Below are 23,571 nucleotides of genomic sequence, written 5' to 3'. Positions count from 1 at the left end.
GGCTACAAGCCGAAGGGAGACAGTAAAGCGGCTTGGCAGCGGCCCTCATTTAGAGGGCTGTGCCAAGCCGCTTGAGCATTAACTAGGCGCCGTGCGAGGGAGTCTCGCTGGCATCGAGCTGCGCGCGGTGGGAGCGTACAGGTTCCCACGCGGTGTGACCGCGCATATCAGTGGTGCGGTTATCCCGAGAACGGTAGACCACGTACGGACGGGTGACGTAGCCCACCGGGGCGGAGAAGGCATGCACCAATCGGGTAAATGGCCATACTGCGATAATGGTGAATCCACAAAGCACGTGCACCTTGAATTGCCACGGCACATCCGCCATGGTTTCCGGGTGGAGATTGAACACCAACAAATCACGCAGCCACGGGGAGATGGTCTCACGGTAGTCGTATCCATGAGGCCCACCAAATACCTGGGTGCTTACCGTCGCGATAGTGCCGGAGGCAATCGCTAGGCCAAGCACGAGGTACATCACCTTGTCCGAGGTTGAGGTCGACAGGAAAACGGAGCGATTGACTATGCGGCGGTAGAGCAAGCCGATGAAGCCCAGCACGACGGCGATGGCCGCAAGAGTACCGGGGATGGTGGCGATGAGGTGGTAGACGGCATCGCTAATTCCCATCGCCCGCGTCCAGGATTTGGGAATGGCGAGGCCCATGAGGTGGCCGATGATCACAAAGACCATGCCCCAGTGGAACAGCGGGGAAGAAAGGCGGAGCAGCTTTGACTCGTAGATCTGGGTGGAATGCGTGGTCCAGCCAAACTGGTCTGTGCGCCAGCGCCAGAACGTGCCTACAACGAAGGCAGCGATAGCCAACCACGGGAATGCGCCCCAGAGGAAGTTAGTGAAATAGTCCATGGGTGGTCCTTAAATGTAGTCGGGTTGGGTGGTCGGAAATGGAAGATCAGCGATGCCCACCATCTCTGCCGGTGGGCCCGTGCGGATAAGGTCAACGTATTTTTGCGCGGTGTCGGGATCCACGGCAGGCAGGGATGCGCACACCGCGGTGATGAGCGACGCAAAGGGTGAACCCAAACCCAGCAATGCTGCGCGCAGCACCTCGAGGCCCTGACGGTGGCTGGCCAGCATCTCGATGGCGTGCGCGTGATGAGCGCCCTCAGCCATGGCAACAGCTTCGAGGACCACGCAGAGGTGATCAGCTAGCTCGTCGTCGTTGGGGAAAAGCCCCATCGACTCTAGTTGTTGGCGGAAGGCCAGGATTGCCATGCCGCGTTGGCGGGTATCACCTACCGCATAGTAGGAAAGGTAGAGCGAACACCGGCGGCGCTGATCGAAAGTCTCCACGTAGTGTTCTTCGATGGCTCGTAGGCCGGCTTCTGTGGCCCACGCGGCAAACTCCGAAAAGCAGGTTCGCACTTCCTCAGGCAGCCCGGCGGTAGATTCCTCCACCACGGCAAGCCGCTCAAGGTAGTCCGCGTTGGGGTAGTGGAGCAACACGGCCGCGGACATCGCTACAGTACGGCGTTGCTCTTCGCTCATCCTCACCGGATCCACGAAGTCCGTCGGGACCGGCCCGGTGTGGGTGCGCGCGGTTCGCTTGAGATCCTTCGCCCCGCCCGCGCTGCCGATGCCGGCCGGAGTTCCGTAACCAGCGATGGCGTCGTCAAGCGGCGCGCCCGCTGGACCGCCGTGTGAGGCAGTGCTGCGGTGGGTAGCGCTGAGCTTGGCTGCGGCTCGGCGCTGCGCCAGCTTCTCAAAGATATTCATCCTCGTTCTCCTAGCTTGTACATGCTGGTGTGGACGCTGGCCTTTAATCCTCGCGCTTGGGCGGGAACATGGAATCGGGGCGATCCCCTGTCCAGGACAACAAGGAGACCGGCTGGCCTTCCCCCGATGCTCCAGTGGAGCAGGCCTCGGGTGCTCCCATGCCCAGGTCATGGAAGATCTCATCACTCTGGCGCGCTGGATCGACGCCGCCGAAAGGATCGAGAGCGGAAATGCCACGCGGGGTTTCCGGGGAGGCGGTGGGGATCACATAGCGATCGTCATACTTGGCGATGGACAGCAGGCGATACATAGCCTCCATGTCCTTACCTGTCATGCCCACGGCCTGAGCGATCTCCTCCTGCGGTTCGTTACCGAGGTTGATATCACGCATATAGGAGCGCATGGCCACGAGACGGCGCAGGGACTTTTCCACCGGCACGGTATCGCCCGCAGTGAAGAGGCCTGCGAGGTACTCCAGCGGGATGCGCATATTCGACAACGCACTGAAGAGAATCTTGTGGTCTTCACCGTCATTGCCGGTGGCGCTGACTTGGTCCACGATGGGAGACAGCGGCGGGATGTACCAGACCATGGGGAGGGTGCGGAACTCTGGGTGCAGAGGCAGGGCCACACCGTAGGTGAAGATGAGGTCGTAGATTGGTGAGTTCTGCGCGGCATCGATCCAAGAATGCGGGATACCTTCGGCCTGCGCGGCGCGCACCACCTCAGGGTCGTGGGGGTCGAGCATCACGGACTTCTGTGCCTCGAAGAGGTCCTTCTCGTCCTCAACGGCAGCAGCCTCTGCTACGCGGTCGGCGTCATAAAGGATGACGCCCAGGTAGCGCAGGCGACCGACGCAAGTCTCGGAGCACACGGTGGGCTGGCCCACCTCAAGGCGCGGGTAGCACAGCGTACATTTCTCCGCTTTGCCGGTCTTGTGGTTGAAGTACACCTTCTTATAAGGGCAGCCGGAGACGCACATGCGCCAGCCTCGGCAGCGATCCTGATCCACGAGCACGATGCCGTCCTCAGTGCGCTTATACATGGCACCTGAAGGGCATGAGGAGACGCAGGTGGGGTTGAGGCAGTGCTCGCAAATGCGCGGCAGGTAGAACATGAAGGAGTCTTCGATCTCCTTCTTTACCTGCAGGTTCATCGCATGCAACGTGGGGTCTTGGTCCAGCGTTTCCGTCGAACCGCCCAGGTTATCGTCCCAGTTGGAGGACCATTCAATCTTGTTGATCTCGCGGCCATCGATTTGGGAGACCGGCTTGGCGGTGGGCTGGGTCTTCTGCCCAGGTTTGGCTCCCATGAGGTCCTCATATTGGTAGGACCAGGGTTCGTAGTAGTCCTTGATGGTGGGCAGGTTGGGGTTGTGGAAGAGGGTGGCAAGCTTCTTGAGGCGGCCGCCTGCCTTGGGTTTGAGCCCGCCGCTGGATGTGCGCTCCCAGCCGCCCTTCCACTTCTCCTGGTCCTCCCAGGTGCGCGGGTAGCCCACGCCGGGGCGGGTCTCTACGTTGTTGAACCAGATGTACTCAGTGCCTTCGCGGTTGGTCCAGGCCTGCTTACAGGTCACTGAACAAGTGTGACAGCCGATGCACTTGTCCAGGTTCATGATCATGGAGATTTGTGCCATGACTTTCATTAGTACGTAACCTCCTGTGAACGACGGCGTACGCGGGTGACTTCGTCGCGGTTATTGCCGGTGGGGCCGATGTAGTTGAAGTGGTAGGTCAGCTGGCCGTAGCCACCAGCAATGTGCACCGGCTTAATGGAAATACGGGTCAGCGAGTTGTGCGTACCGCCGCGGCGCCCAGTGTGCTCGTTGAGCGGGGTGCCAACGGTGCGCTCCTGGGCGTGGTTGCAGATCATGGTGCCTTCCGGGATGCGGTGAGAGACAATCGCACGCGCGGAGACCACACCGTTGCGGTTATAGACCTCCACCCACTCGTTATCGCTCACGCCAATCTTGGCGGCGTCCTTATCGGACATCCACACCACCTGGCCACCACGTGAAATGGAGAGCACGTGAAGGTTGTCAAAGTACTGCGAGTGGATGGACCACTTGTTGTGTGTGGTCAAGTACCGCAGCGTGACTTCGACTTCACCGCGCTCGTTCTGCAGAGTTTGGCCCGGGGCGAACTCGCCGTGCATGCGCACGTGGTCGAGAGGTGGGCGGAAAATCGGCAGGGCTTCGCCGTAGTCGAGGAACCAGTCGTGGTCCACGTAGTACTGCATGCGCCCCGTCACGGTGTGCCAGGGTTTATCAAACTCCACGTTGATGCTGAACGCCGTGTAGCGGCGCTTCCCGCGCTTGTCCGCGGTCCACTCCGGCGACGTGATGACTTCAGTCGGGCGTTCCTTAATGGAGTCCCAAGTAATGCGCACATCCTCGTCCGAGGCGCCCAGCGGGGTGAGGTCCTTGCCCGTGCGTGAAGAGAGGAACTCAAATCCCTGCTTGGCCAGCTCGCCGTTGGAGACACCAGAAAGGTGAAGGATGGCGTCGATGACCTTGGTGTCCTTGGTGAGGTCAACCAGTTGGCCCTGCGAGGTCTCTGAGGTGCCGCAGATAAGCTCCAATTCCTTGACCTGCTTGGACACATCGAACTTGGTGCCATGCACGCCGGTTCCGGCCTTCGCCGGCAGGGGACCAAGGTGCGTCCACTTCTCGTAGATCTTGGTGTAATCGCGCTCGACAACGTGCAGCTTGGGCATGGTCTTGCCCGGAATAAGGTGCTGCTTGTCGACGTCCGGCACCACACCGCGCGGCATTCCCATCTCATCGGGGGAGTCGTGGTGGGAAGGCTGCGTGATGATATCGGTCTGAGTACCCAGCCACTTGACCGCCTTATCTGACAGCGAGGCCGCCAAGTCCCTGAAGACCTCGAAATCAGTGCGCGCCTCCCACGGCGGGTTGATGGCGGCATTGAAGGAGTGCAAGTAGGGGTGCATGTCCGTGGAAGACATGTCGTGCTTCTCGTACCAGGTAGCCGCCGGCATGATGATGTCAGAGACCAGCGTGGTCGAAGTGTTGCGGAAATCAGTCGTCATCATGAGGTCGAGCTTGCCCTCAGGAGCTTCGTCGACCCACTTGATGGTCTTGGGACGATCCTCTTCACGGAGCTCCTCAGCACTGGCGTCGGAGTCCACGCCCAGCAGGTGACGCAGGAAGAACTCCGTTCCCTTGGCGGAGGAACCCAGAAGGTTCGTGCGCCAGTTGAGCAGGATGCGCGGCCAGTTTTCCTCGGCCGAAGGGTTATCGTAGGAAAACTCCAATTCGCCGGTGCCGAGCTTCTCCACGACATAGTCGGAGATGTCCTTGCCTGCCTGCTTAGCCTCTTCCGCGATGATGAGGTTGTTCTTATTGAACTGCGGATAGGCGGGCATCCAACCGCGGCGCATCGATTCAGCCATGGTGTCGGAGACCATCTTGTCTCCGATGCTTCCGCGGCTGGCCAAGGGGGAACCGAGATGCGAGGCACGAGAGTTGTCGTACCGGTACTGCTCGGTGGCGAAGTAGTAGAAACCAGTGGAGATCATGTGGCGCGGCGGGCGCTGCCAGTCTGTCGCCATAGCCCACTGGGTCCAGCCGTTGATGGGGCGCAGTTTTTCCTGGCCCACGTAATGAGCCCAGCCGCCGCCGTTGACGCCCTGCGTGCCGCACATGGAGGTCAGGGCCAGGAACGTGCGGTAGATGGTGTCAGCGTGGAAGTAGTGGTTGACACCGGCTCCCATGATGATTTGGGAGCGACCCTTGGAGTCCGCAGCGTTTTGGGCAAACTCACGTCCGATTCGGATGGCGGTCTCTGCCGGCACACCGGTAAGCTCTTCTTGCCATGCTGGGGTTCCTACCTCGCTGGAGTCGAAGAAGTCCTTCGGCCAACTGCCGGGGAGATTCAGCTCGGGGCGCTCAACGCCGTAGTGGGCCAGCATGATGTCGAAGACGGTGGTCACCTTCGTGCCATTCACGTCACGCACGGGGACTCCGCGGTGGACGATGCCCGCGCCAATGGGGCCATGACCGCCATCGGCGGTTTCTCCCTCCACATCGGCGTCGAGATCGAAGCGGGGGAAGAGAACCTCGGCGGTGCTAAACTCGTCGGTCTCGGCGATAGACATCACTGAGTCAACGTTGTCCTGCGAGAGGTTCCACTTGGCGGAGTCCATATCCCAGCGGTCGGCCATCGTGCCGCCCGGGTCCACGATGCGGCCGTTGGCCTCCATCACGAGTGTGCGGGACTCAGCATTGGCGGACTGCGCCAGGGGGTCAGTGTCCAGCTCAGCAGCGGTGAGGAACTTGCCCGGGGTGTAGGTGCCATCCTCGCGCTCATCGAGGGTGATGAGGAAGGGCGCGTCGGTGTACTTGCGCATGTAGCTGAGGAAATAAGGCTCTTGGCGCTCGACGTGGAAGGTCTTGAGGATGACATGCCCCATGGCAAAAGCGAGGGCAGCATCTGTGCCGGGTTCAATGCGTGCCCACTCGTCGGCGAATTTGGTGTTATCCGCAAAATCGGGAGAGACCACGACCACCTTGGTGCCCTTATAACGGGCCTCGACCATGAAGTGAGCATCCGGGGTGCGGGTGACCGGGATATTCGAGCCCCACATCATGAGATAGGAAGAGTTGTACCAATCTCCGGACTCTGGCACATCGGTCTGGTCACCAAAAGTCTGCGGTGATGCTGGCGGGAGGTCAGCGTACCAATCGTAGAAGGACAGCGCGACGCCGCCGATCATTTGCAGGAAACGAGTTCCCGCACCATAGGAGACCTGGGACATAGCGGGAATGACGGTGAAACCGAAGATGCGGTCCGGGCCGTACTTGCGCAGCGTGTAGACGTGTGCGGCGGCCGCGATGTCGATGGCTTCTTCGTAGGAGATGCGGATGAGACCGCCTTTTCCTCGCTGGGAGACGTAGGCGCGGCGCTTTTCAGGATCCTCCTGAATTGCCTTCCACGCCAGGACGGAATCCCCGTCGTGCTTAGCCTTTTCTTCACGGAACATGTCCACCAAGACACCGCGGGCGTAGGGATAACGTACGCGAGTGGGTGAATAGGTGTACCACGAGAAGGAAGCGCCGCGCGGGCAACCGCGGGGTTCGTACTCCGGCATGTCAGCGCCGGTAGTGGGGTAGTCCACAGCTTGGGACTCCCAGGTGATGACTCCGTCCTTGACGTAGACCTTCCACGAGCACGAGCCGGTGCAGTTGACACCGTGCGTGGAGCGGACCATCTTGTCGAAGGCCCAGCGGTTGCGGTAGAAGACATCAGCTTGACGGCCACCGCGGAGGAAGAGTTGCTGGCCCGAGTCGCTGGCTTCGCCCTTGCGGAGGTGCGCGCCTAGCTTGAACAGCGGGTTTTGTTTGTCGTTGTTGGGCCCATCGTAATAAGCCATGTGGTGGTCTCCTTGAGATAAGTTTCGCGGGGAGAGTCTGTAGCCCCGGTGCGGTTAGCCAGGGAACGGGGCATTGGGGCGGGCGTAGTAGACCCACACCAAGACTGTGGTGATGGCGAAGTACACCACGCAACCCCAGAAGAACGCGGCGGCCGGCATCATGGACAGCAGGACGCCCACGACGAAAGGACCGAAGGCGCCGATCGCGCCGGTCCAGCCAATGACACCGCCAGCTTGGCGCGGCGGCAGGATCATAGGCATCTGTTTAAAGGTTCCGGCGTTACCCAGACCGGTGAAGAAGAACATGATGAGCATTGAACCCAAGAACCACCAGAACTGATCCGGGCTGGAGGGATTCAGGAAGAGTGCGGCGACAGCCGTGAAAACGGTCATTCCCGCACAACCAATGAAGGTCCAGATCGCGCCGCCGAACTTATCGCACAGCGGGCCCCAGAGAGCGCGTACGAGCGCACCAATGAGTGGGCCGAGGAATGCAAAGGCTGCTCCCTTAGGGAGGTTGTCGTAGGAACCGGCGAACTGGGAGTCCGCGCCGAAAGTCTGGTTGATGAGGAGCGCCATCTGGGCGGCGAATCCGGAGAAAGCACCGAAAGTCATGAGATAAACCACGGTGAGAATCCAGGTATTCTTGTTGCCGAAGATGTCTATCTGCTGACGGAAGTTGGCTTTGACCGGCACGTCCTTAAGAACCATCCACGCGACGACGGCGCCGACGAGTGCCCAGGGAACGAGGAAGATGGCGGGGTTGTGGACGAAGATCTCGCCGGTGTCGGTGCGCTGCGGAGCGACAAAGCCGATACCCAGCAGGGTGAATCCCATAAGCCACGGTGCCACGAGCTGGATGAAGGAGATGCCGAAGTTACCGATTCCTGCCTGGATGCCCAGGGCGGTGCCGGACATGCGCTTGGGAAAGAAGTAACCAGTGGAGGGCATGAATCCGGAGAAAACGCCGCCGCCAATACCGGAGAGGAAGGATAGGGTGAGCAGCCACCAGTACGGGGTAGAGGTGTCCTGCACTGCAAAGAACCAGCCCAACATGGGGATGATGAAGAGCAGCGAGGAGAGACTGACTAGTTTTCGGGTGCCGATCATTGCCGGCAGGAACATGAATAGTAGACGGAAGAGTCCGCAAGATAGGCCTGCGATGGAGGTCAGCCAATAGAGCTGTGGCTTGGTGAGATCGAAACCAATCTGGTTGAGCATCGGTGCGATGGCAGACACCAGGTACCAGGTGGCAAAACCGATGATCAGAACGAAAGTGGATACCCACAGAGTGCGCCAGGCAATTTTAGAGTCCCAGCGGGCGGGATCTTCTGGATCCCAGCCTTGGATGACCTTTCCTGAGGTGGTGAGAGCTGACATGATGCCTCTCTTGGTCGAAGTGAACCTGTAACTGCCAAAGTACCCGAGTATCTCCGTTAATATGGCATTTAACAAGAAGAATCTCGTGGAAAATAACGACACAAAAATGTTGCGAAATTCTTTGTCGCTCGGATTTCTACGGGACGGCTGTGTGTGGATTTCAACTTCTGCGATTCTTAACCACTGGAGGAAGAAACATGACGCCATGGACGACATCCATCATCGTCGCCTCGGACCGGGTACTCCGCGGGGAGAAAGCCAATAACGCTGGTTTTCGCGCACAGGAGCTAGCCAAGGAATTCGGCTGCGCGGTGGTGAGCTCCACGGTGGTGGCGGAAAACTTTGAAGCAATCGATGAGGCATTAAGAGCCGCGTTGGAGTCAGGCGCACAGGTGGTAATCATCATTGGTGCAACCGGCACTCATGTTGGAAACGTCACTCCGGAGGTTAGCGAGCGCTACGTGCGCGTGCGCCTACATGGTGTGGAGACCCAAGTGCTCATGGAGGGGCTGAAGAATTCGCCAAAGGCTGGACTGTGCCGGGGCATCATCGGCCTTGACCACCACGGCGGAAACCTCATCATCAATAGTGCATCCTCCCGTGGGGCGGTGGAGGACACCCTTGGTGTGGTGCTGCCTTTGGTGCCGGACATTTTCGGCAGTTGCAGTAGCGGTGACTCTAAACCGAACCACTAATTCTTTGCTCATAAGTCCGCAATTCCTGCGGGGTATCGTAGTCGCGGACCTCCTCACCCACCTGGACGACAGCTACCGAGTCCGCGGCGCGGAGAAGCGAGCGTGCGGAGCGATTGTGCACACGGCCCAGGCGCGTCAATGCGCGGCCTAGAGCGTCAACACGCCACACCGCGCATAGTGGTTGAATCTGGTTTCCTGCGGCAGCAACCGCAACTGAATGCTCACCGAGTCCATCGATGAGGTGCGGAATAGCTATTGGGGACTCCGGCGCGTCGACGGCCAAAACCGCAACGAGTTCGCGCTGAGAGTGCTGAGCTGAGTCGCCTCTTGTGAGGAAGCGGTAGCCAGCCGCGATGCCCGCGGTGGGCCCGCCGTAGAGCGGTGATTCGCAGACCTGCGGGAGGCCCAGCCAGTGTGGGGATACCACCACGCTAGGCGTGCCATAAGGCAGGTAACTGTGCAGCCTGTCGACTAAGCGCTGCCCGCCGACGCGCAGGCTGGCCTTGTCCGCTCCGCCCATGCGGCTGCCACGACCACCGGCGACGATGATGGTGGCATAGGGCGCAGTTCTGGCTAACATGCGGGCAACTCGCGGGACCAGTCACCCGAGCGCCCACCGGACTTGGCGGTAATGCCACAGCGGCGGATGTACGCGGAGCGATCGACACCCTTAACCATGTCAATGATGGATAGTGCTGCCACGTTCACCGCGGTTAAGGCTTCCATTTCCACACCAGTGCGGTCGGCCGTGCGTACGGTGGCCTCGATAAAGACGTGCTCCTCGGCCAGGGAGATGTTGAGTTCACAGCCATGCACACCGATGGTGTGGGCCAAGGGGAGGAGATCCGGAACCTTCTTGGCCGCGGAAATGCCTGCTACCCGCGCCACCGCAAGGACGTCGCCCTTCGGGACGGTGCCATCGCGCAGCGCGCTAAGAACCTCTGGGGAGCAAGCCACTTCGCCCTGTGCGGTGGCAGAGCGCACCGTGGGCTGCTTCTCAGTGACATCGACCATGTAGGCCGAACCGGACTCGTTGAGGTGGGTGAACTTCATGGGTATTTCTCCTTGCTAGAACAGGTAAATCGTTAAGCTGTTATGTACTTCTTCACCAGCATGAACTGCCGCGAAACCGTGCGTGCCTGACAACGAGGCCACGAGGTGACTGCCTACTGTGCGGTGACTAAAAGGTGCGGCCACGGGTACAGGGCCCCGGAAATCCACGTGCACAGGTATCAACGTGGTTTTCGCCGGCGCAGCCGCCGGGAATTTCGTCGCATCGATGGTGGCGTTCACGTGTGGGCGCTGCCAGGGTGTCTCCGGGCGCGGATGCCCTGCCAATGCAGCGATCGCCTGACTGACATAAAGGTGAAAAGACATAAACGCCGCTACCGGATTGCCCGGCAAACTCAGCACCGGTGTGTCCTTCCATTTGGCCTGCCCCTGGGGAGCACCAGGCTTGTGCGCCACGTGCCCGAACCAGGCGTCCTGGTTCTGGCCTAGGGTTTCATGCACGACATCAAAGGCTCCTGCTGAGACCCCGCCGGTCGTGACAATGAGATCACAGCGTTCAGCGAGAGCGTCCAGCTTCGAAGCAAGCTCAGCCGCGTCGTCGCTGCTGTGAAGCGTGTCGATGACCTCCGCGCCGGCCTGGCACGCGAGTGCGCTGAGCATGGGACCATTGGAGTCAGGTATGCGTGTACCGGACTCTGCTGATGCAGTGAGATCATCGTGCGTCTGCCCGCTGAGCTCGGCCCCGGTAGAAATAATCCCAACGCGCGGGCGCAGATACACACTGACGCGTGACACCCCAGCGGAGAGTAGGGCGGCGAGCGTTCCGGCGTCGACAAGCTCGCCAGCGCGCGCAATGACCTCCCCTTGGGCTATGTGCTCGCCACGGGACCGGATGTGACGGCGATGTGGCGCCTCGGTGATAGTGACCTGTTGAGGCACGGGCTGCGGGCCCGGCGCAGTGGTAGTCAATTCGACCGGCACCACACAGAGAGCCGAGTGCTCTTCAGGCACTGGGCCACCAGTCATGATGCGCACAGCCTGGCCTGGGGAAGGCTCGAGCGGAGTACTGCCGGCGGGGACATCACCAACCACCGGAAGCGTCCACGGGCCCGGACCGCCCTCGAGGCTAGAGGCGTGGAGGAGAAAACCATCCATTGCGGAATTGCTAAACGGTGGCAGAGGGAACTTCGCATAAACATCCTGTGCCAACACCAGCCCCACGATGGAGGCATCGACGTCACGCTCGTGACTACGCAGTGGGGATGAGCTGAGAACAAGATCGAGCACCGCGGTGAAGTGCTCCTCTAGGGTGCGGGCGTTGCCCGGGCCGGAAGCACTATGTGGGGAAGCAAAAGGAACAGGTGAATGAGAAGAATTCAGCACGTCAATAGCCTAACAGCGGGATTAAAAGGAACCTTGTAGCGCTTATCCGCCGATTGCAGACATAGGGCGGTCTGGCTGCAAAAAACCTTCGTCGTTAACACCATGGCCTGGAAGCTTGGCCCACATCTCCTTGGCCCACGCGTGTGCCAACTCGGAATCGCTGGCTCCGGCGCGCATGAGATCCCGCAGCGAGGTTTCCGAGTTGCCAAAGAGGCAGTTGCGCACAGCGCCGTCGGTGGTCAGCCGGGTGCGGTCGCAACTGCCGCAGAAAGGACGCGTCACGGAAGCGATGACACCAATGCGCCCTGAGGGAGTGTCAGCATCGAGCCCGGTTGCCTCCCACAGCGCCGCTGGGGCGGAACCCCGCTGCTCGCCCGCAGGTTGCAAGGTGAATGCCTCAGCGAGGCGGGCGAGGATATCATCAGCGGTCACCATCTGTTCCCGATTCCATTGATCGCGCGGCCCCAACGGCATCTGCTCAATAAAACGTAGCTGTGCACCGTGGCCAAGGCAGTAGCGTGCCAAGGGGATGATGTCCTCTTCATTTACCCCGGGCATCACCACAGCATTGACTTTGACCGTGCCTAGACGGCCTTCGCGGTGGGCGGCAGTTGCGGCTTCGATGGCAGCAAAGACATCGATGAGCCTGTCGCGCCGGGTGAGTCGGGCATAGAGGTCAGGATCAATGGTGTCTAGGGAGATGTTGACGCGGTCAAGCCCCGCCTCAATGAGGCCGTCTAGGCGGCGGGGCAGTCCCAAGCCGTTCGTGGTCAGGGCGGTGGCGGGAGCCAGCTGTTCGTCCGTCTGCAGCTGCGTCGTGGCGGCGACTATCTTCTCTAGCGACTTGCGCAGCAAAGGTTCGCCGCCGGTAAAACGCACCTGGCGGATGCCCAATTGGGTCACAGCAATTCTGATGAGGCGGATAGTCTCTTCATCGCTGAGTGTCTGTTCAGTGGGCATCCACTCGAGGCCCTCGGCGGGCATGCAATACGTGCAACGCAGGTTGCAGCGATCCGTCAGCGAGACGCGAAGGTCGCGTGCTTGGCGTCCGTAACGGTCGAGCAGGTCGCGGCGACCATCGCTTAGGGCAGGCGGCAGGTCCGGAGGCGTTGCGTCGGCCCCGCCGCGGGGGATTCCGCGTGGGGAGGGCGTAGGCAGGAAGACGCGATCAGACATTAACCACACTTTAGCCGGAGTAAAAGCAGATCTATAGTCGCTCAGCCCCTTTATTGCGGTGTGCCCTCTTCGGCGTCTAAGCGCTGCGCCTCACCCGGGCCCTTCAGGCGAATGATGTTGTACTCGCCTTCCGCCAGGTGGGCGCGCAGGTCCTTCTTATCGAATTTGCCCACCGAGGTTTTGTCGATGGATTTCACGAAGGTCCAATACTCCGGCAGCATCCAGGAGGGCAGCTCAGAGCGCATGCCATTGCGTAGACGCTCAGCGGTCTCAATGGTGGGACTGATGCCTGCGGCGAGCACGGTGACGGCTAGCGGGCGCTCGACCCACTGCTTGTCGGGGTAGCCAATGACAGCGCATTCGAGCACCACTGGGTTGGCCATGATGAGGTTCTCCAACTGCACGGAGTAGATCCACTCACCACCGGACCGGATGACATCGCGCGCGCGATCCTCCACGGTAAGGAAGCCATCCTCGTTGACGAATCCGACGTCGCCGGTGCGCAGCCAGCCGTCGGCTGTGAACTTCGAGGCCGCATCCTCGACATCCTTGCCGCGGAACTCGTGGGCAGCACCGCCATCCTCTGAGGTGGGTGAGTGATAGTAGGAGCCGGTGACCAAGTTGCCGCGGACCTGAATCTCGCCCGCATTGCGGTCGGTGGTGTTGACCACGTGGCCGTCGTTGACCACGCGGTATTCCAGGGCGGCAGGGAAGCGACCTTGGGAAATGCGGTAGGCCCAGCGGGCCTCACCCGAGGCGCCTGAGGGCGGGCGCGCCACGGTACCTACCGTGGTGGTTTCCGCCATACCCCACACGTGGACCACGTCCACGCCGTAGCGCTCTTCCCAACTCTTGATGAGCTGCGGTGGCACAGGGGAGCCGCCAGCGAAGATCTCCGTCAGCGTCATGCGCTCTGGTGGGTTCTTGAGGTAGTGCACGAAGAGCTGAATCCAAATGGTGGGCACGCCATGGGCCACGCGCGGGGAAGTGGCGGCGATGATCTTGGCCAGGGTGGCGGGGGAGACGTCGGCGTCGGGAAGCACCAGCGGCGTGCCCGTCATCCACGCCGCAAAGGGAACGCCCCAGCTTAAAACGTGATAGATGGGGATGCAGCACAGGAAGGTTTCGCCGTGGGTCACGCACAAGGAATCAGAGGAGCGCAGCTGCATACCTTCCAAGTACAGGGCGCGGTGGGAGTAGAGCACGCCCTTTGGCGCACCGGTGGTGCCGGTGGAATAGCACAGGGCGGCGGCGGTGTGTTCATCCAGAACCGGCCAGTCATACACGGTGGAGCGTCCGTCCAGTAGCTGCTCGTAGCTATACACCTCAACGTTGCCCGGCAGTGGGGTGCTGGGCTTGTCGACGCCCGTGAACACTACCGCGCGCACGCAGTCCACGCCTTCCAGAACCTGGGCTAGTTGCTCGGCGAGGCGACAATCCGCGACGATGACGCGGACCTCGGCGTGGTTGATGATGTGCCGGATCTGATCATTCATCAGCTGCTTGTTGAGCGGGGTAAACACCGCGCCCTTGCAGGCAGTGCCGAAAAGCACCTCGAGGTGCTCGGCGCAATTCCACATCAAGGAGCCCACGCGTTCATCACCGGTGATGCCGAGGGTGTCATGCAGGGCGTGGGCGAAGGCAGCGGCGCGAGCGCCGATATCGGCGAAGGTGGTTTCTTCGCGTTCATTGCCGGGATTGGCGCTGTGCCACGTAACCACCTGGGTTTGGCCGTGGACAGTGGAACCGTACTCCAGGATGCGAGTGAGGGACAGCGGGATATCCTGCATTGTGGAGAGCATGCGCACTACTTTAGCCGTGTCAGTGTGAGCGCGGTGGAAGGATGCGGTATAGTTGTCGGCGACTGGCGGGGAAGGCCTTCTCCGCACCTCCGAGCTCCCTCCACGGCGCACACACCTGCGGTGAAAACTCATGGCAGTCCAACGGTGCACGCGACGGTGAGAGGGGAGAGACACGCTCGCAGTCGCCTTCTTAAAATATCTCCCCGCGATTGACCCGCGGCCGCTTCCTCGAGAACTTTTCAGGAGTTCTGCAAGGAGTTCTTCATGTTCTGTAGCGCAGGGCCGGAGAGGGGGGAGAGCCAAAGAAAACCACCGCCCACGGGGATCGCCGTCGCGTGAACTCGCTGGTGGCGGTGGACCATCTCAATTACACACTGGCTTCCAACGCCCATTCGGAGCGGCACCGCGCACAGTGCAGGTGCAGCACAAGAAACAGCGCGCGTTGGTGAAGCGACGAAAGGATATCCGTGAGCGATACGGACAAGACCGCAGCACAGGATCTCGCATCCCTGAAGCTGCCGGAATTGCGCAAGCTGGCTGCGGAGCGCGGACTTCGCGGCGTTTCTGGCCTGCGCAAGGGGGACCTCATTACCGCACTGACCACCGGCCAGGTTCCGGCACGCGGCGCGAAGGCTGCTGCCGAGGGCGAAGCTAAGGACGCACAGCCGCGTCGCGCCGCCCGCAAGGCCTCGCGCCCTGCCGGTGCTGCTGAGCAAGCCTCCGAGCAGTCGGAGCAGGATAAGAAGCGCCAGCAGGAGCAGCCGCAGCAGCAATCCGAGAATGCCCGCAAGGGCGAGGACGGTGCTCAAGAGTCTGAGCACAAGGGCGGCCACGACGAGCAGCGCTATGAGTCTCGCTCCCAGGCCCGCCGCGCCCGCCGTAACCGTGCGCGCCGTCAGGAGCGCGAGGCCCGCGAAGAGTCCAAGGGCAACGGGAATGACAACGGCGCCGAGGACAACAATGCCAAGTCGGACAACAACGGCAAGTCCGAGGAGAACCAGTCCCGTGGCGGAAAGAACTCCGACAACGGTGACCACGGTAACGGTGGCAATGGCAACAACGGCGGTGGCAATAACGGGGGCGGCAACAACAACCGCCGCGATAACCACCGCAACGACGATGACAACAATGGTGGCGGTGGCCGCCGTAACCGTCGTAACCGTCGCAACCGCCGCGGGCGTGACCGCGATGGCGGCGGCAACGGTGGCAATGACCTGCAGATCCGCGAGGGCGATGAAGTACAGGTAGTTGGCGGCATCCTCGAGGTCGTGGACAACAACGTGGCCTTCCTGCGCACCACCGGTTACCGCGCGGCGAGCTCCGATGTCTTCGTCAACAACAACCTCGTGCGCCGCTTGGGCCTGCGCTCTGGCGACGCCCTGACCGGCAAGGTCAAGGTTTCCGGCCCGACTCACACCCACGGCAACGGCCGCAACCGCCGCAAGTACAACCAGCTGGTGGAGGTTGACACCGTCAACGGCCTGGATCCGTCCACCGCGAAGGAGCGCCCGGACTTCGCCAAGCTCACCCCGCTGTACCCGAACCAGCGCCTGCGTTTGGAGACGGACCCGAAGATCCTCACCACCCGCGTCATCGACCTCATCATGCCGATTGGTAAGGGCCAGCGCGCGCTCATCGTCTCCCCGCCGAAGGCCGGTAAGACGACGATCCTGCAGAACATTGCCAACGCCATCGCCACGAACAACCCGGAGTGCTACCTCATGGTGGTCCTCGTGGACGAGCGCCCCGAAGAGGTCACGGACATGCAGCGCAGCGTCAACGGTGAGGTCATTGCCTCCACCTTTGACCGCCCGCCGTCAGAGCACACCTCCGTGGCGGAGCTGGCTATCGAGCGCGCCAAGCGTCTGGTGGAGCAGGGCAAGGACGTCGTCGTTCTGCTCGACTCCATCACCCGCCTGGGCCGCGCCTACAACAACTCCTCCCCGGCGTCGGGCCGCATCCTGTCCGGTGGTGTGGACTCCAACGCCCTGTACCCGCCGAAGCGCTTCTTGGGCGCTGCCCGCAACATCGAAAACGGTGGCTCACTGACCATCATCGCTACCGCGATGGTGGAGACCGGTTCCACCGGTGACACCGTCATCTTCGAGGAGTTCAAGGGCACCGGCAACGCCGAGCTCAAGCTCGACCGCGCCATCTCCGAGCGCCGCATCTTCCCGGCTGTGGACGTCAACCCCTCCGGTACCCGTAAGGACGAGCTCCTGCTGGTTCCGGAGGAGGCACGCATCATGACCAAGCTGCGCCGCATCCTTTCCGGCCTGGACTCCTTCGCCGCCATTGACCTGCTCATCAAGCAGCTTAAGAAGACCCGCTCCAACGGCGAGTTCCTCATGCAGGTCGCTTCGTCCGCGCCCATGGCGGCAGATACGGACGAGGAGGACTACAAGTAATGTCTAATCAGGTTTCCCTCGTTGATGACATCATCTCCGAGTACCAAGGCATCGAAATGCAGATGGCTGACCCGGAAGTAGCCGGGGATCAGTCGCAATTCCGCAAGCTGTCCAAGCGCTACGCTGAGCTGCGCCCCATCGTCGCCGTCAACGAAGAATTGGTTCAGGCCCGCCAGGACTTGGCCGATGCCAAAGAGATGGCCTACGAGGATCACGAGTTTCAGTCTGAGGTTGACCGACTCGAGCCGCTCGTTGTGCAGCTGGAGGAGCAACTCGCGGATCTGCTAGCCCCGCGCGATGAGCATGACTCCGAGGACATCATCATGGAGATCAAGGCCGGTGCCGGTGGCGAAGAGGCAGCGCTCTTCGCCGGCGACCTGGCCCGCATGTATGAGCGCTTCGCCGACAAGGCAGGTTTCCAGTGGGAGGTTCTGGGCCTCAACGAGTCCGACCTCGGCGGCGTGAAGGATATGTCCATTTCCTTCAAGTCCAAGACCCCCTCGCGCGATGGCGCGTGGAGCGTGTTCAAGTTTGAAGGAGGCGTCCACCGTGTACAGCGCGTGCCGGTGACCGAGTCCCAGGGCCGCATCCAGACCTCTGCGGCTGGTGTGCTGGTCTACCCGGAGCCGGAGGAGATCGACTCTGTCAACATCGATGACAAGGACATCCGTGTCGACGTTTACCGTTCCTCCGGTAAGGGTGGTCAGGGCGTGAACACCACTGACTCCGCTGTGCGTATTACCCACCTGCCCACTGGCTTGGTGGTGACCTGTCAGAAGGAGCGCTCGCAGATTCAGAACAAGGCGCGTGCCCTGCAGGTGCTGCAAGCTCGCCTGGATCAGATGGAGCGCGAGGCCCGCGAGGCCGAGGCTGGCGAGCAGCGTGCCTCTCAGGTGCGCACCATGGACCGCTCGGAGCGCATCCGCACCTATAACTGGCCGGAGAACCGCATCACCGATCACCGCATTGGTTACAAGGCCAACAACCTTGACTCCGTGCTCGACGGCGATATGCAGGATCTCATTGAGGCTCTGCAGGCTCAGGAGCGCGCGGAGCGCCTTGAGGCTGAAGGCTAGAAGGCTAAGGCACGGTTAGATACGGTGACTTTTCACACCTATAAGGAGGCGCTTCGTGATGCCACGGAGCGCCTTCGCGCTGCCGGGGTACCTTCACCCGAGTGGGATGCGCGGCTGTTGGCGGCCCACCTCATTCACTGCGGGCACATGGATATCCCGCTTAACGAGGCTCCGGTCCCCGGCTTTGACGTGGCATACGGGGCGTTGGTGGGGCGTCGTGAAGCGCGCGAGCCCCTTCAACACATCCTGGGAGTGGCGTGGTTTGGACCCCTCGAACTCGAGGTGGGCCCCGGCGTGTTCATCCCGCGCCCGGAGACGGAGGTGCTTGCCGACTGGGGAGTTAAATTTCTAAAGAAATTTAACTCGTTGGGGACGACGAAGACTAACGCGCGTCCTCCCCGCGTCGTGGATTTGTGCGCTGGATCCGGTGCGCTGGCCTTATACGCCGCCCACTACGTGCCGCAGTCCGAGGTGTGGGCAGTGGAGCTTGCCGACGCCGCCCTGGCCTACACCCGCCGCAATGCCGCGAGTACTGTGCGCGACGGTGCGGGATCGGTGGACGTGGTCCAGGGCGACGTCACCGACTCTGAGCTCTTGCTGAAGCTGCACGGCACCGTTGACCTCGTGCTGACCAACCCGCCCTACGTCCCCGAGACCCCGGACCTGGATCCGGAGGTCTACCAAGACCCCCACGAGGCGGTGTTTGGGGGAGAAGACGGCATGGAGACCATCACCGCGATGATCCCGACCATCGCCGCGCTGCTGCGCCCCGGCGGCCGCGTGGGCATCGAGCACGACGACGACACCTCGCACCAGGTGCAAGAAGCCCTACGCGCACACGGAGGGTTTAGCCACATCGAGGTGCTCAAGGACCTGACTGGTACCGCCCGCTTTGTCACAGCAGAGCGGGGAGTACAGTAGATTGGTCGAAGATTGGTCGACAAGCCGATAGGAACGGGATTAAGGAGAGACCAATGCAGGGACAGATTTATAACTGCGCTGACGCGGCAGAACGCGAAGAAGGAATGGCCCTTGCCGTCAAGGCTGCCAAGTCGGGGCGGCTCGTCGTGATGCCCACCGATACGTTGTACGGGTTGGGCTGCGATGCCTTCGATAATGATGCCGTCGCCAGCCTGCTGGCCACCAAGCACCGAGGCCCGGACATGCCGGTACCGGTGCTCGTGGGTTCCTGGGATACCGTCAAAGGCCTTGTCGCTTCGCTGGATGATACCGCCCAAACGCTGATCGAGGCCTTCTGGCCGGGTGGTCTGTCCATTGTGGTCCCCCAAGCGCCTTCGCTTCCCTGGAACCTGGGCGATACCCGCGGCACGGTGATGCTGCGCATGCCACTGCACCCGATTGCTATTGAGCTTTTGCGCGAGGTCGGCCCCATGGCGGTGTCCTCTGCGAATATCTCTGGACAGACTCCGCCCACCACCGCGATTGCTGCGAAGCAGCAGTTGGGCAAGGCGGTCACGGTCTACCTCGACGGGGGAGAAGCTGAGGTGGGCAAGCCTTCCACCATTATCGATCTGTCTGGCCCGCGTCCCTACCTCTTGCGCGAAGGCGCGCTGAGCGCCGAGCAGATTGGTGAAGTCATCGGAGTCTCCGCCGAATCGCTGCGCACCCGCCCGGGCGCCCAATCCTCTTAAGGAGACTTCAGTGGCTGGAACCGGAGTGCCGCTGCGCGAGCTAGCGTTGGTGATATTCGTCGCCGCGGCGTTTACCTACCTCACCACCGGACTGGTGCGCACCTTCTTAGTGCGCAGCGGCCAGGTGGCGGAGATCCGCCTGCGCGATAGTCACTCCCAGCCCACCCCGCAGCTTGGCGGAGTGGCGATGTTTACGGGTTTTGCCGCCGCCGTCTATCTCGCAGGACAGCTTCCAGCCTTGACTCGCGGCTTTATGCCCGTCACGCCAGAGATGAACGCTGTGCTCTGGTCCGCTGCCGCCATCGTGGTTGTCGGTGTGGTGGACGACCTGTTGGAGCTAAGCGCTTTGGTCAAACTCATCGGGCAGCTCGTAGCCGCGGCCATCATGAGCGGATTGGGGCTGACGTGGACGCTTCTCTTTCTGCCTTTTGGTGATGGAACCACGGTCATCCTTGACCAGGTCCAGGGAACACTCTTGACTACTTTCTTTACCGTACTGCTCATTAATGCCATCAACTTCGTCGACGGCCTCGACGGCTTGGCGGCTGGACTGGGAATGATTGCCGGCGGAGCCATCCTGGTTTTCTCCTTGACTGTTCTGCATGACCAGGGCGGTACAGTATCGGCTTATCCGCCCGCGATTATTGCGGCGGCGCTCGTTGGTGTGTGTGCCGGATTCCTTCCGCACAATTTCGAGCCCTCCCGCATCTTCATGGGGGATAGCGGGGCGATGCTGATTGGTTTGTTGCTTGCCGCGGCGTCGACCTCAGCATCCGGCAAGATCAACATGTCCCTCTACGGCACCGTGGACATTGTGGCGCTGATGTCACCCGTCATCGTCGTTATCGCTGCGGTCTTTGTTCCAGTCCTGGACCTTGTCTGGGCGGTTATTCGGCGTGTTTCGCAGGGGCGCTCGCCCTTCGCTGCCGACAAGGCCCACATTCACCACCGGTTGCTGTCGCTGGGGCACACGCATCGCCGCACGGTGCTTGTGCTCTATCTGTGGGTCTCCGCGGTAGCTTTCGGGGCGGTTTCTTTCTCTATCGTTCCGGCCCCCGTCGCGGTGGCGCTGGCTGTTTTCGCGCTCCTCGTAGCCTTTGGCGTGACCTTGATTCCGCTGCGCCAAGGCAAGATTGGCCGCCGTCCGCGTTCTACTAGCGTGGTGCTGGAAACGGATCCTTCCTGAGGTAGGGTATGGGGCTGTGACTGATTCAACGACTTCCGAAGAGCTATCGCCCTATGACGATCATCGTCGTCCCCTCAAGCGCGCCCTGCGCCTCGGGGTCATTGGCCTCGTCGTAGTGACCATCGCGTCCTTGGCTATCTGGGGTGGCGTCCGCGGGTTGCCTGGTATCTGGGGAGTGCTTGTCGGCGCTGCTATCGGAGGCGGCTTCGTGCTCTTTACCGCAGCGTCGGTGCTTCTCACCGCGCGGACTACTCCCTCGACCACGATGGCTGTGGTACTCGGCGGCTGGTTGCTCAAGGTGGTCATCCTGATCATGGTGCTGTTGCTGATTAAGGACTTGGAGTTCTATGACACGATGGCGCTGTTCGTGACTGTGTTGCTAGCACTAGCGGTGACGCTGGGAACCGAGGTCTGGGGCGTCATTACCTCCAACGTGACCTACGTGTCCTAATGCGCCTTAATCTTCATCAAAAGCCACTGCTTCCGGTGACCCCGGGAGGGTGGCTTTTTGTGTAGTAAGACGCTCCTTTCAGCATGCTCATTACCCCCGTCAAGGTGGGAAAACGTGGGTATGTGACCAAATACACTCAGCAGGGTTTTGGCAGAATGCGGGCCTTTTATGAGGCTTTCTAGTGCTGGGCTGTGCCTTTAGGCTCGCAACACTGCCCCCACGTGCGAAAACTTGAGGGCGAACTGATAGCATTCTCTTCGGGTTACCGCGGGTTAGCGTCATGCTATCCCGAAAAAGTACGGTTTATCCTTGCCCTGTTTACGCTGATGTGCGACGGAGTCCGTGAGCAGGGCAAAGAGCTTGAGACGTCCATCGCACCACATAGCCTTCGACAAGCTGTGTGGCCCGAACACGGGAGAGAACGCTGAGCGTTACGACATTGGCCATGAAGGGTGAGTTTCACGCACCCGAACTGGATCCAGAATTTTTCCCGGGGCACGTAACCGATGATGGTGATGTCGTCGATCTTTTGTTCGCCGATTTCGCCAACGGTTGGTTCGCTTTGGATCGCATCATGCTGGTTCGCCTGTTCATGGCGGCTATCTTGGTGCTCCTTTTTGTTGTCGCCTTCAGGAACCCGAAGTTGGTTCCTAAAGGATTGCAAAACGTAGCGGAGCATGCGATTGACTTCGTACGAATTCACATCGCAGAAGACATTCTGGGCCGCAAGGAAGGACGCCGTTTCCTTCCTATCTTGGCCACGATCTTCTTCGGTGTTTTGTTCTGGAACGTGGCAACCATTGTTCCAGCCCTAAACATCTCTCCGAATGCTCGTATCGGTATGCCAATCGTGCTGGCAGTCGTTGCGTACATCGCCATGATTTACGCCGGCGCAAAGCGCTTTGGCTTCGGCAAGTTCATCAAGTCCTCGGTGGTTATTCCTAACCTTCCACCGCTGCTGCACGTGCTTGTTGTACCGATTGAGGCTTTCTCTACGTTTGTCATGCGTCCAGTCACGCTGGCTCTTCGTCTTATGGCGAACTTCCTGGCTGGTCACCTCATTTTGGTCCTGTTGTACTCGGCAACGAACTTCTTCTTCTTCCAGTTCAACGGTTGGACCGCACTGAGTGGCCTCACTCTGGTCGCAGCGGTTCTGTTCACGCTGTACGAAATTATCGTCATCTTCCTGCAGGCATACATTTTCGCCCTGCTGACGGCGGTATACATCGAACTGTCGCTGCATGCAGATTCGCACTAACAACAACGCGAACCTCGCGGTTAACTAAATACCCCAGAAATCACCACTTCCCCCGCGGAACAATTCGCGGGAAAACATTGAAAGGGAACGACTTTCATCATGAACGAAATCATTCTTGCTCAGGCTGCTGACGAGTCCACCCTCAAGGGCCTCGGCGCTATCGGCTACGGCATCGCAACCATCGGCCCGGGTCTGGGCATCGGTATCCTCGTCGGCAAGACCGTCGAGGGCATGGCTCGCCAGCCGGAGATGGCCGGCCAGCTGCGTACCACCATGTTCCTGGGTATCGCCTTCGTTGAGGCCCTGGCACTTATCGGCCTCGTTGCAGGCTTCCTGTTCTAAAGAGCGCTTTACACAAAGTAAATCGAACTTTAAGAACGGAGCCCCATGAACAACGTCATTTACTACCTTGCAGCAGAGGGAAGTGAGCACCTGCCGCTGGAGAGCGGCAACTCCATCCTTCTGCCCAAGATGTACGACTTGGTCTGGTCGATCATTCCGTTCGCCATCATCCTGATTGTGTTCTGGAAGCTTGTTCTTCCGGCATACAACAAGATGCTGCAGGAGCGTGAAGACCGGATCGAAGGTGGCCTTAAGCGTGCGGAGGCTCAGCAGGCCGAAGCAAAGGCCGCTCTGGAAAAGTACAATGCTCAGCTCGCTGACGCTCGAGCAGAGGCTGCGGAGATCCGCGAGCAGGCGCGCGAGCGCGGCAAGCTGATCGAGGCAGAGGCTAAGGAAGCTGCAGAGGAAGAGTCTCGTCGCATCCTGACCGCCGGCGAGAAGCAGCTTGAAGCTTCCCGTGCACAGGTCGTGTCTGAGCTGCGTTCCGACATCGGACAGAACTCCATCAACCTGGCAGAGAAGCTGCTCGGCGGCGAACTTTCGGACGCCACCAAGCAGTCCTCCACGATTGATAACTTCCTGTCCGAGCTCGACACTGTGGCACCGGCCGGAAAGTAGGCAA

Annotated in this window: 20 protein-coding genes; 10 read left to right on the top strand and 10 right to left on the bottom strand. The window is 60.8% G+C overall.

Features of this window, described 5'->3' with window-relative positions; all coding sequences use genetic code 11:
- Positions 1 to 82 precede the first annotated feature (82 nt).
- From narI to HMPREF2537_RS10720, 5 genes are read right to left on the bottom strand one after another with little or no spacing between them, the layout of a single operon-like run.
- Positions 83 to 865: a respiratory nitrate reductase subunit gamma gene (gene narI, locus HMPREF2537_RS10740; protein WP_070528812.1), complete on the bottom strand. Its 783-nt coding sequence runs from the start codon at positions 863 to 865 to the stop codon at positions 83 to 85.
- Positions 866 to 874: 9 nt separating this feature from the next.
- Positions 875 to 1,735 carry a nitrate reductase molybdenum cofactor assembly chaperone gene (narJ, locus tag HMPREF2537_RS10735; RefSeq protein WP_070528806.1) on the bottom strand — a complete coding sequence of 287 codons (861 nt, stop codon included), beginning with the start codon at positions 1,733 to 1,735 and terminating at the stop codon, positions 875 to 877.
- A gap of 43 nt (positions 1,736 to 1,778) precedes the next feature.
- Entirely contained in the window at positions 1,779 to 3,380 is a 1,602-nt protein-coding gene (narH, locus tag HMPREF2537_RS10730) for a nitrate reductase subunit beta (protein ID WP_070528803.1), read from the bottom strand.
- Positions 3,380 to 7,129 carry a nitrate reductase subunit alpha gene (locus tag HMPREF2537_RS10725; RefSeq protein WP_070528796.1) on the bottom strand — a complete coding sequence of 1,250 codons (3,750 nt, stop codon included), beginning with the start codon at positions 7,127 to 7,129 and terminating at the stop codon, positions 3,380 to 3,382. Before HMPREF2537_RS10725 ends, narH begins: the two co-directional genes overlap by 1 nt.
- A 54-nt stretch (positions 7,130 to 7,183) precedes the next feature.
- Positions 7,184 to 8,509, bottom strand: coding sequence for a nitrate/nitrite transporter (locus HMPREF2537_RS10720; RefSeq protein WP_070528793.1), 1,326 nt, complete (start codon positions 8,507 to 8,509; stop codon positions 7,184 to 7,186).
- 197 nt (positions 8,510 to 8,706) lie between these two features.
- On the opposite strand from HMPREF2537_RS10720, the gene HMPREF2537_RS10715 reads away from it, so the two are divergent.
- Positions 8,707 to 9,204: a molybdopterin-binding protein gene (locus tag HMPREF2537_RS10715; RefSeq protein WP_070528789.1), complete on the top strand. Its 498-nt coding sequence runs from the start codon at positions 8,707 to 8,709 to the stop codon at positions 9,202 to 9,204.
- Here the strand turns inward: HMPREF2537_RS10715 and HMPREF2537_RS10710 are convergent.
- The 5 genes from HMPREF2537_RS10710 to HMPREF2537_RS10690 are packed head-to-tail and all read right to left on the bottom strand — an operon-like array spanning position 9,188 to position 14,576.
- Positions 9,188 to 9,784, bottom strand: coding sequence for a molybdenum cofactor guanylyltransferase (locus tag HMPREF2537_RS10710; RefSeq protein WP_070528786.1), 597 nt, complete (start codon positions 9,782 to 9,784; stop codon positions 9,188 to 9,190). The two genes, HMPREF2537_RS10715 and HMPREF2537_RS10710, sit on opposite strands and share 17 nt — an antisense overlap.
- On the bottom strand, positions 9,778 to 10,257 hold the full coding sequence (gene moaC / locus HMPREF2537_RS10705) for a cyclic pyranopterin monophosphate synthase MoaC (RefSeq protein WP_070528782.1): 480 nt from the start codon (positions 10,255 to 10,257) through the stop codon (positions 9,778 to 9,780). The genes HMPREF2537_RS10710 and moaC overlap by 7 nt, the downstream gene beginning before the upstream one ends.
- A gap of 15 nt (positions 10,258 to 10,272) precedes the next feature.
- A complete protein-coding gene (locus HMPREF2537_RS10700; protein WP_246820312.1) occupies positions 10,273 to 11,598 on the bottom strand; it encodes a molybdopterin molybdotransferase MoeA in 1,326 nt (441 codons plus the stop codon).
- A gap of 42 nt (positions 11,599 to 11,640) precedes the next feature.
- Positions 11,641 to 12,774: a GTP 3',8-cyclase MoaA gene (gene moaA / locus HMPREF2537_RS10695; RefSeq protein ID WP_070528773.1), complete on the bottom strand. Its 1,134-nt coding sequence runs from the start codon at positions 12,772 to 12,774 to the stop codon at positions 11,641 to 11,643.
- 50 nt (positions 12,775 to 12,824) lie between these two features.
- Positions 12,825 to 14,576: a long-chain fatty-acid--CoA ligase gene (locus HMPREF2537_RS10690; RefSeq protein WP_070528770.1), complete on the bottom strand. Its 1,752-nt coding sequence runs from the start codon at positions 14,574 to 14,576 to the stop codon at positions 12,825 to 12,827.
- A 467-nt stretch (positions 14,577 to 15,043) separates the two neighbouring features.
- Between HMPREF2537_RS10690 and rho the strand changes: the two genes are divergently transcribed.
- From rho to HMPREF2537_RS10645, 9 genes are all read left to right on the top strand, one after another.
- Entirely contained in the window at positions 15,044 to 16,984 is a 1,941-nt protein-coding gene (rho, locus tag HMPREF2537_RS10685) for a transcription termination factor Rho (protein WP_070528766.1), read from the top strand.
- Entirely contained in the window at positions 16,984 to 18,060 is a 1,077-nt protein-coding gene (prfA, locus tag HMPREF2537_RS10680) for a peptide chain release factor 1 (protein WP_010187085.1), read from the top strand. Before rho ends, prfA begins: the two co-directional genes overlap by 1 nt.
- A gap of 24 nt (positions 18,061 to 18,084) precedes the next feature.
- The gene (gene prmC, locus HMPREF2537_RS10675; RefSeq protein WP_070528763.1) at positions 18,085 to 18,981 is read left to right on the top strand and encodes a peptide chain release factor N(5)-glutamine methyltransferase; all 897 of its coding nucleotides are present in this window, start codon (positions 18,085 to 18,087) and stop codon (positions 18,979 to 18,981) included.
- 53 nt (positions 18,982 to 19,034) lie between these two features.
- The gene (locus HMPREF2537_RS10670) at positions 19,035 to 19,712 is read left to right on the top strand and encodes an L-threonylcarbamoyladenylate synthase (protein WP_070528761.1); all 678 of its coding nucleotides are present in this window, start codon (positions 19,035 to 19,037) and stop codon (positions 19,710 to 19,712) included.
- 10 nt (positions 19,713 to 19,722) lie between these two features.
- Positions 19,723 to 20,898, top strand: a complete 1,176-nt coding sequence (locus HMPREF2537_RS10665; RefSeq protein WP_070528758.1) for an MraY family glycosyltransferase — start codon at positions 19,723 to 19,725, stop codon at positions 20,896 to 20,898.
- A gap of 16 nt (positions 20,899 to 20,914) precedes the next feature.
- A complete protein-coding gene (locus tag HMPREF2537_RS10660) occupies positions 20,915 to 21,349 on the top strand; it encodes a Cg1360 family ATP-synthase-associated protein (RefSeq protein WP_010187077.1) in 435 nt (144 codons plus the stop codon).
- 445 nt (positions 21,350 to 21,794) lie between these two features.
- On the top strand, positions 21,795 to 22,607 hold the full coding sequence (atpB, locus tag HMPREF2537_RS10655) for a F0F1 ATP synthase subunit A (protein WP_070528755.1): 813 nt from the start codon (positions 21,795 to 21,797) through the stop codon (positions 22,605 to 22,607).
- Between the two features lie 99 nt (positions 22,608 to 22,706).
- Entirely contained in the window at positions 22,707 to 22,949 is a 243-nt protein-coding gene (locus HMPREF2537_RS10650; RefSeq protein WP_010187073.1) for an ATP synthase F0 subunit C, read from the top strand.
- Positions 22,950 to 22,994: 45 nt separating this feature from the next.
- Positions 22,995 to 23,567 carry a F0F1 ATP synthase subunit B gene (locus HMPREF2537_RS10645; RefSeq protein ID WP_046648931.1) on the top strand — a complete coding sequence of 191 codons (573 nt, stop codon included), beginning with the start codon at positions 22,995 to 22,997 and terminating at the stop codon, positions 23,565 to 23,567.
- Positions 23,568 to 23,571: the final 4 nt, after the last annotated feature.

This window comes from Corynebacterium sp. HMSC074E01 (assembly GCF_001808885.1).
Lineage (GTDB): Bacteria > Actinomycetota > Actinomycetes > Mycobacteriales > Mycobacteriaceae > Corynebacterium.
The sequence above is the reverse complement of the archived record's forward strand: the minus strand, read 5'-3'. Positions and strand labels throughout refer to the sequence as shown.

Coding starts and splice junctions, on each gene's coding strand:
- HMPREF2537_RS10715 (WP_070528789.1), top strand. CDS start 8,707: ATGACGCCATGGACGACATCCATCATCGTCGCCTCGGACCGGGTACTC.
- moaA (WP_070528773.1), bottom strand. CDS start 12,774: ATGTCTGATCGCGTCTTCCTGCCTACGCCCTCCCCACGCGGAATCCCC.
- narI (WP_070528812.1), bottom strand. CDS start 865: ATGGACTATTTCACTAACTTCCTCTGGGGCGCATTCCCGTGGTTGGCT.
- HMPREF2537_RS10720 (WP_070528793.1), bottom strand. CDS start 8,509: ATGTCAGCTCTCACCACCTCAGGAAAGGTCATCCAAGGCTGGGATCCA.
- HMPREF2537_RS10710 (WP_070528786.1), bottom strand. CDS start 9,784: ATGTTAGCCAGAACTGCGCCCTATGCCACCATCATCGTCGCCGGTGGT.
- HMPREF2537_RS10650 (WP_010187073.1), top strand. CDS start 22,707: ATGAACGAAATCATTCTTGCTCAGGCTGCTGACGAGTCCACCCTCAAG.
- HMPREF2537_RS10725 (WP_070528796.1), bottom strand. CDS start 7,129: ATGGCTTATTACGATGGGCCCAACAACGACAAACAAAACCCGCTGTTC.
- atpB (WP_070528755.1), top strand. CDS start 21,795: ATGAAGGGTGAGTTTCACGCACCCGAACTGGATCCAGAATTTTTCCCG.
- narJ (WP_070528806.1), bottom strand. CDS start 1,735: ATGAATATCTTTGAGAAGCTGGCGCAGCGCCGAGCCGCAGCCAAGCTC.
- HMPREF2537_RS10670 (WP_070528761.1), top strand. CDS start 19,035: ATGCAGGGACAGATTTATAACTGCGCTGACGCGGCAGAACGCGAAGAA.
- moaC (WP_070528782.1), bottom strand. CDS start 10,257: ATGAAGTTCACCCACCTCAACGAGTCCGGTTCGGCCTACATGGTCGAT.
- prfA (WP_010187085.1), top strand. CDS start 16,984: ATGTCTAATCAGGTTTCCCTCGTTGATGACATCATCTCCGAGTACCAA.
- HMPREF2537_RS10690 (WP_070528770.1), bottom strand. CDS start 14,576: ATGCTCTCCACAATGCAGGATATCCCGCTGTCCCTCACTCGCATCCTG.
- narH (WP_070528803.1), bottom strand. CDS start 3,380: ATGAAAGTCATGGCACAAATCTCCATGATCATGAACCTGGACAAGTGC.
- HMPREF2537_RS10645 (WP_046648931.1), top strand. CDS start 22,995: ATGAACAACGTCATTTACTACCTTGCAGCAGAGGGAAGTGAGCACCTG.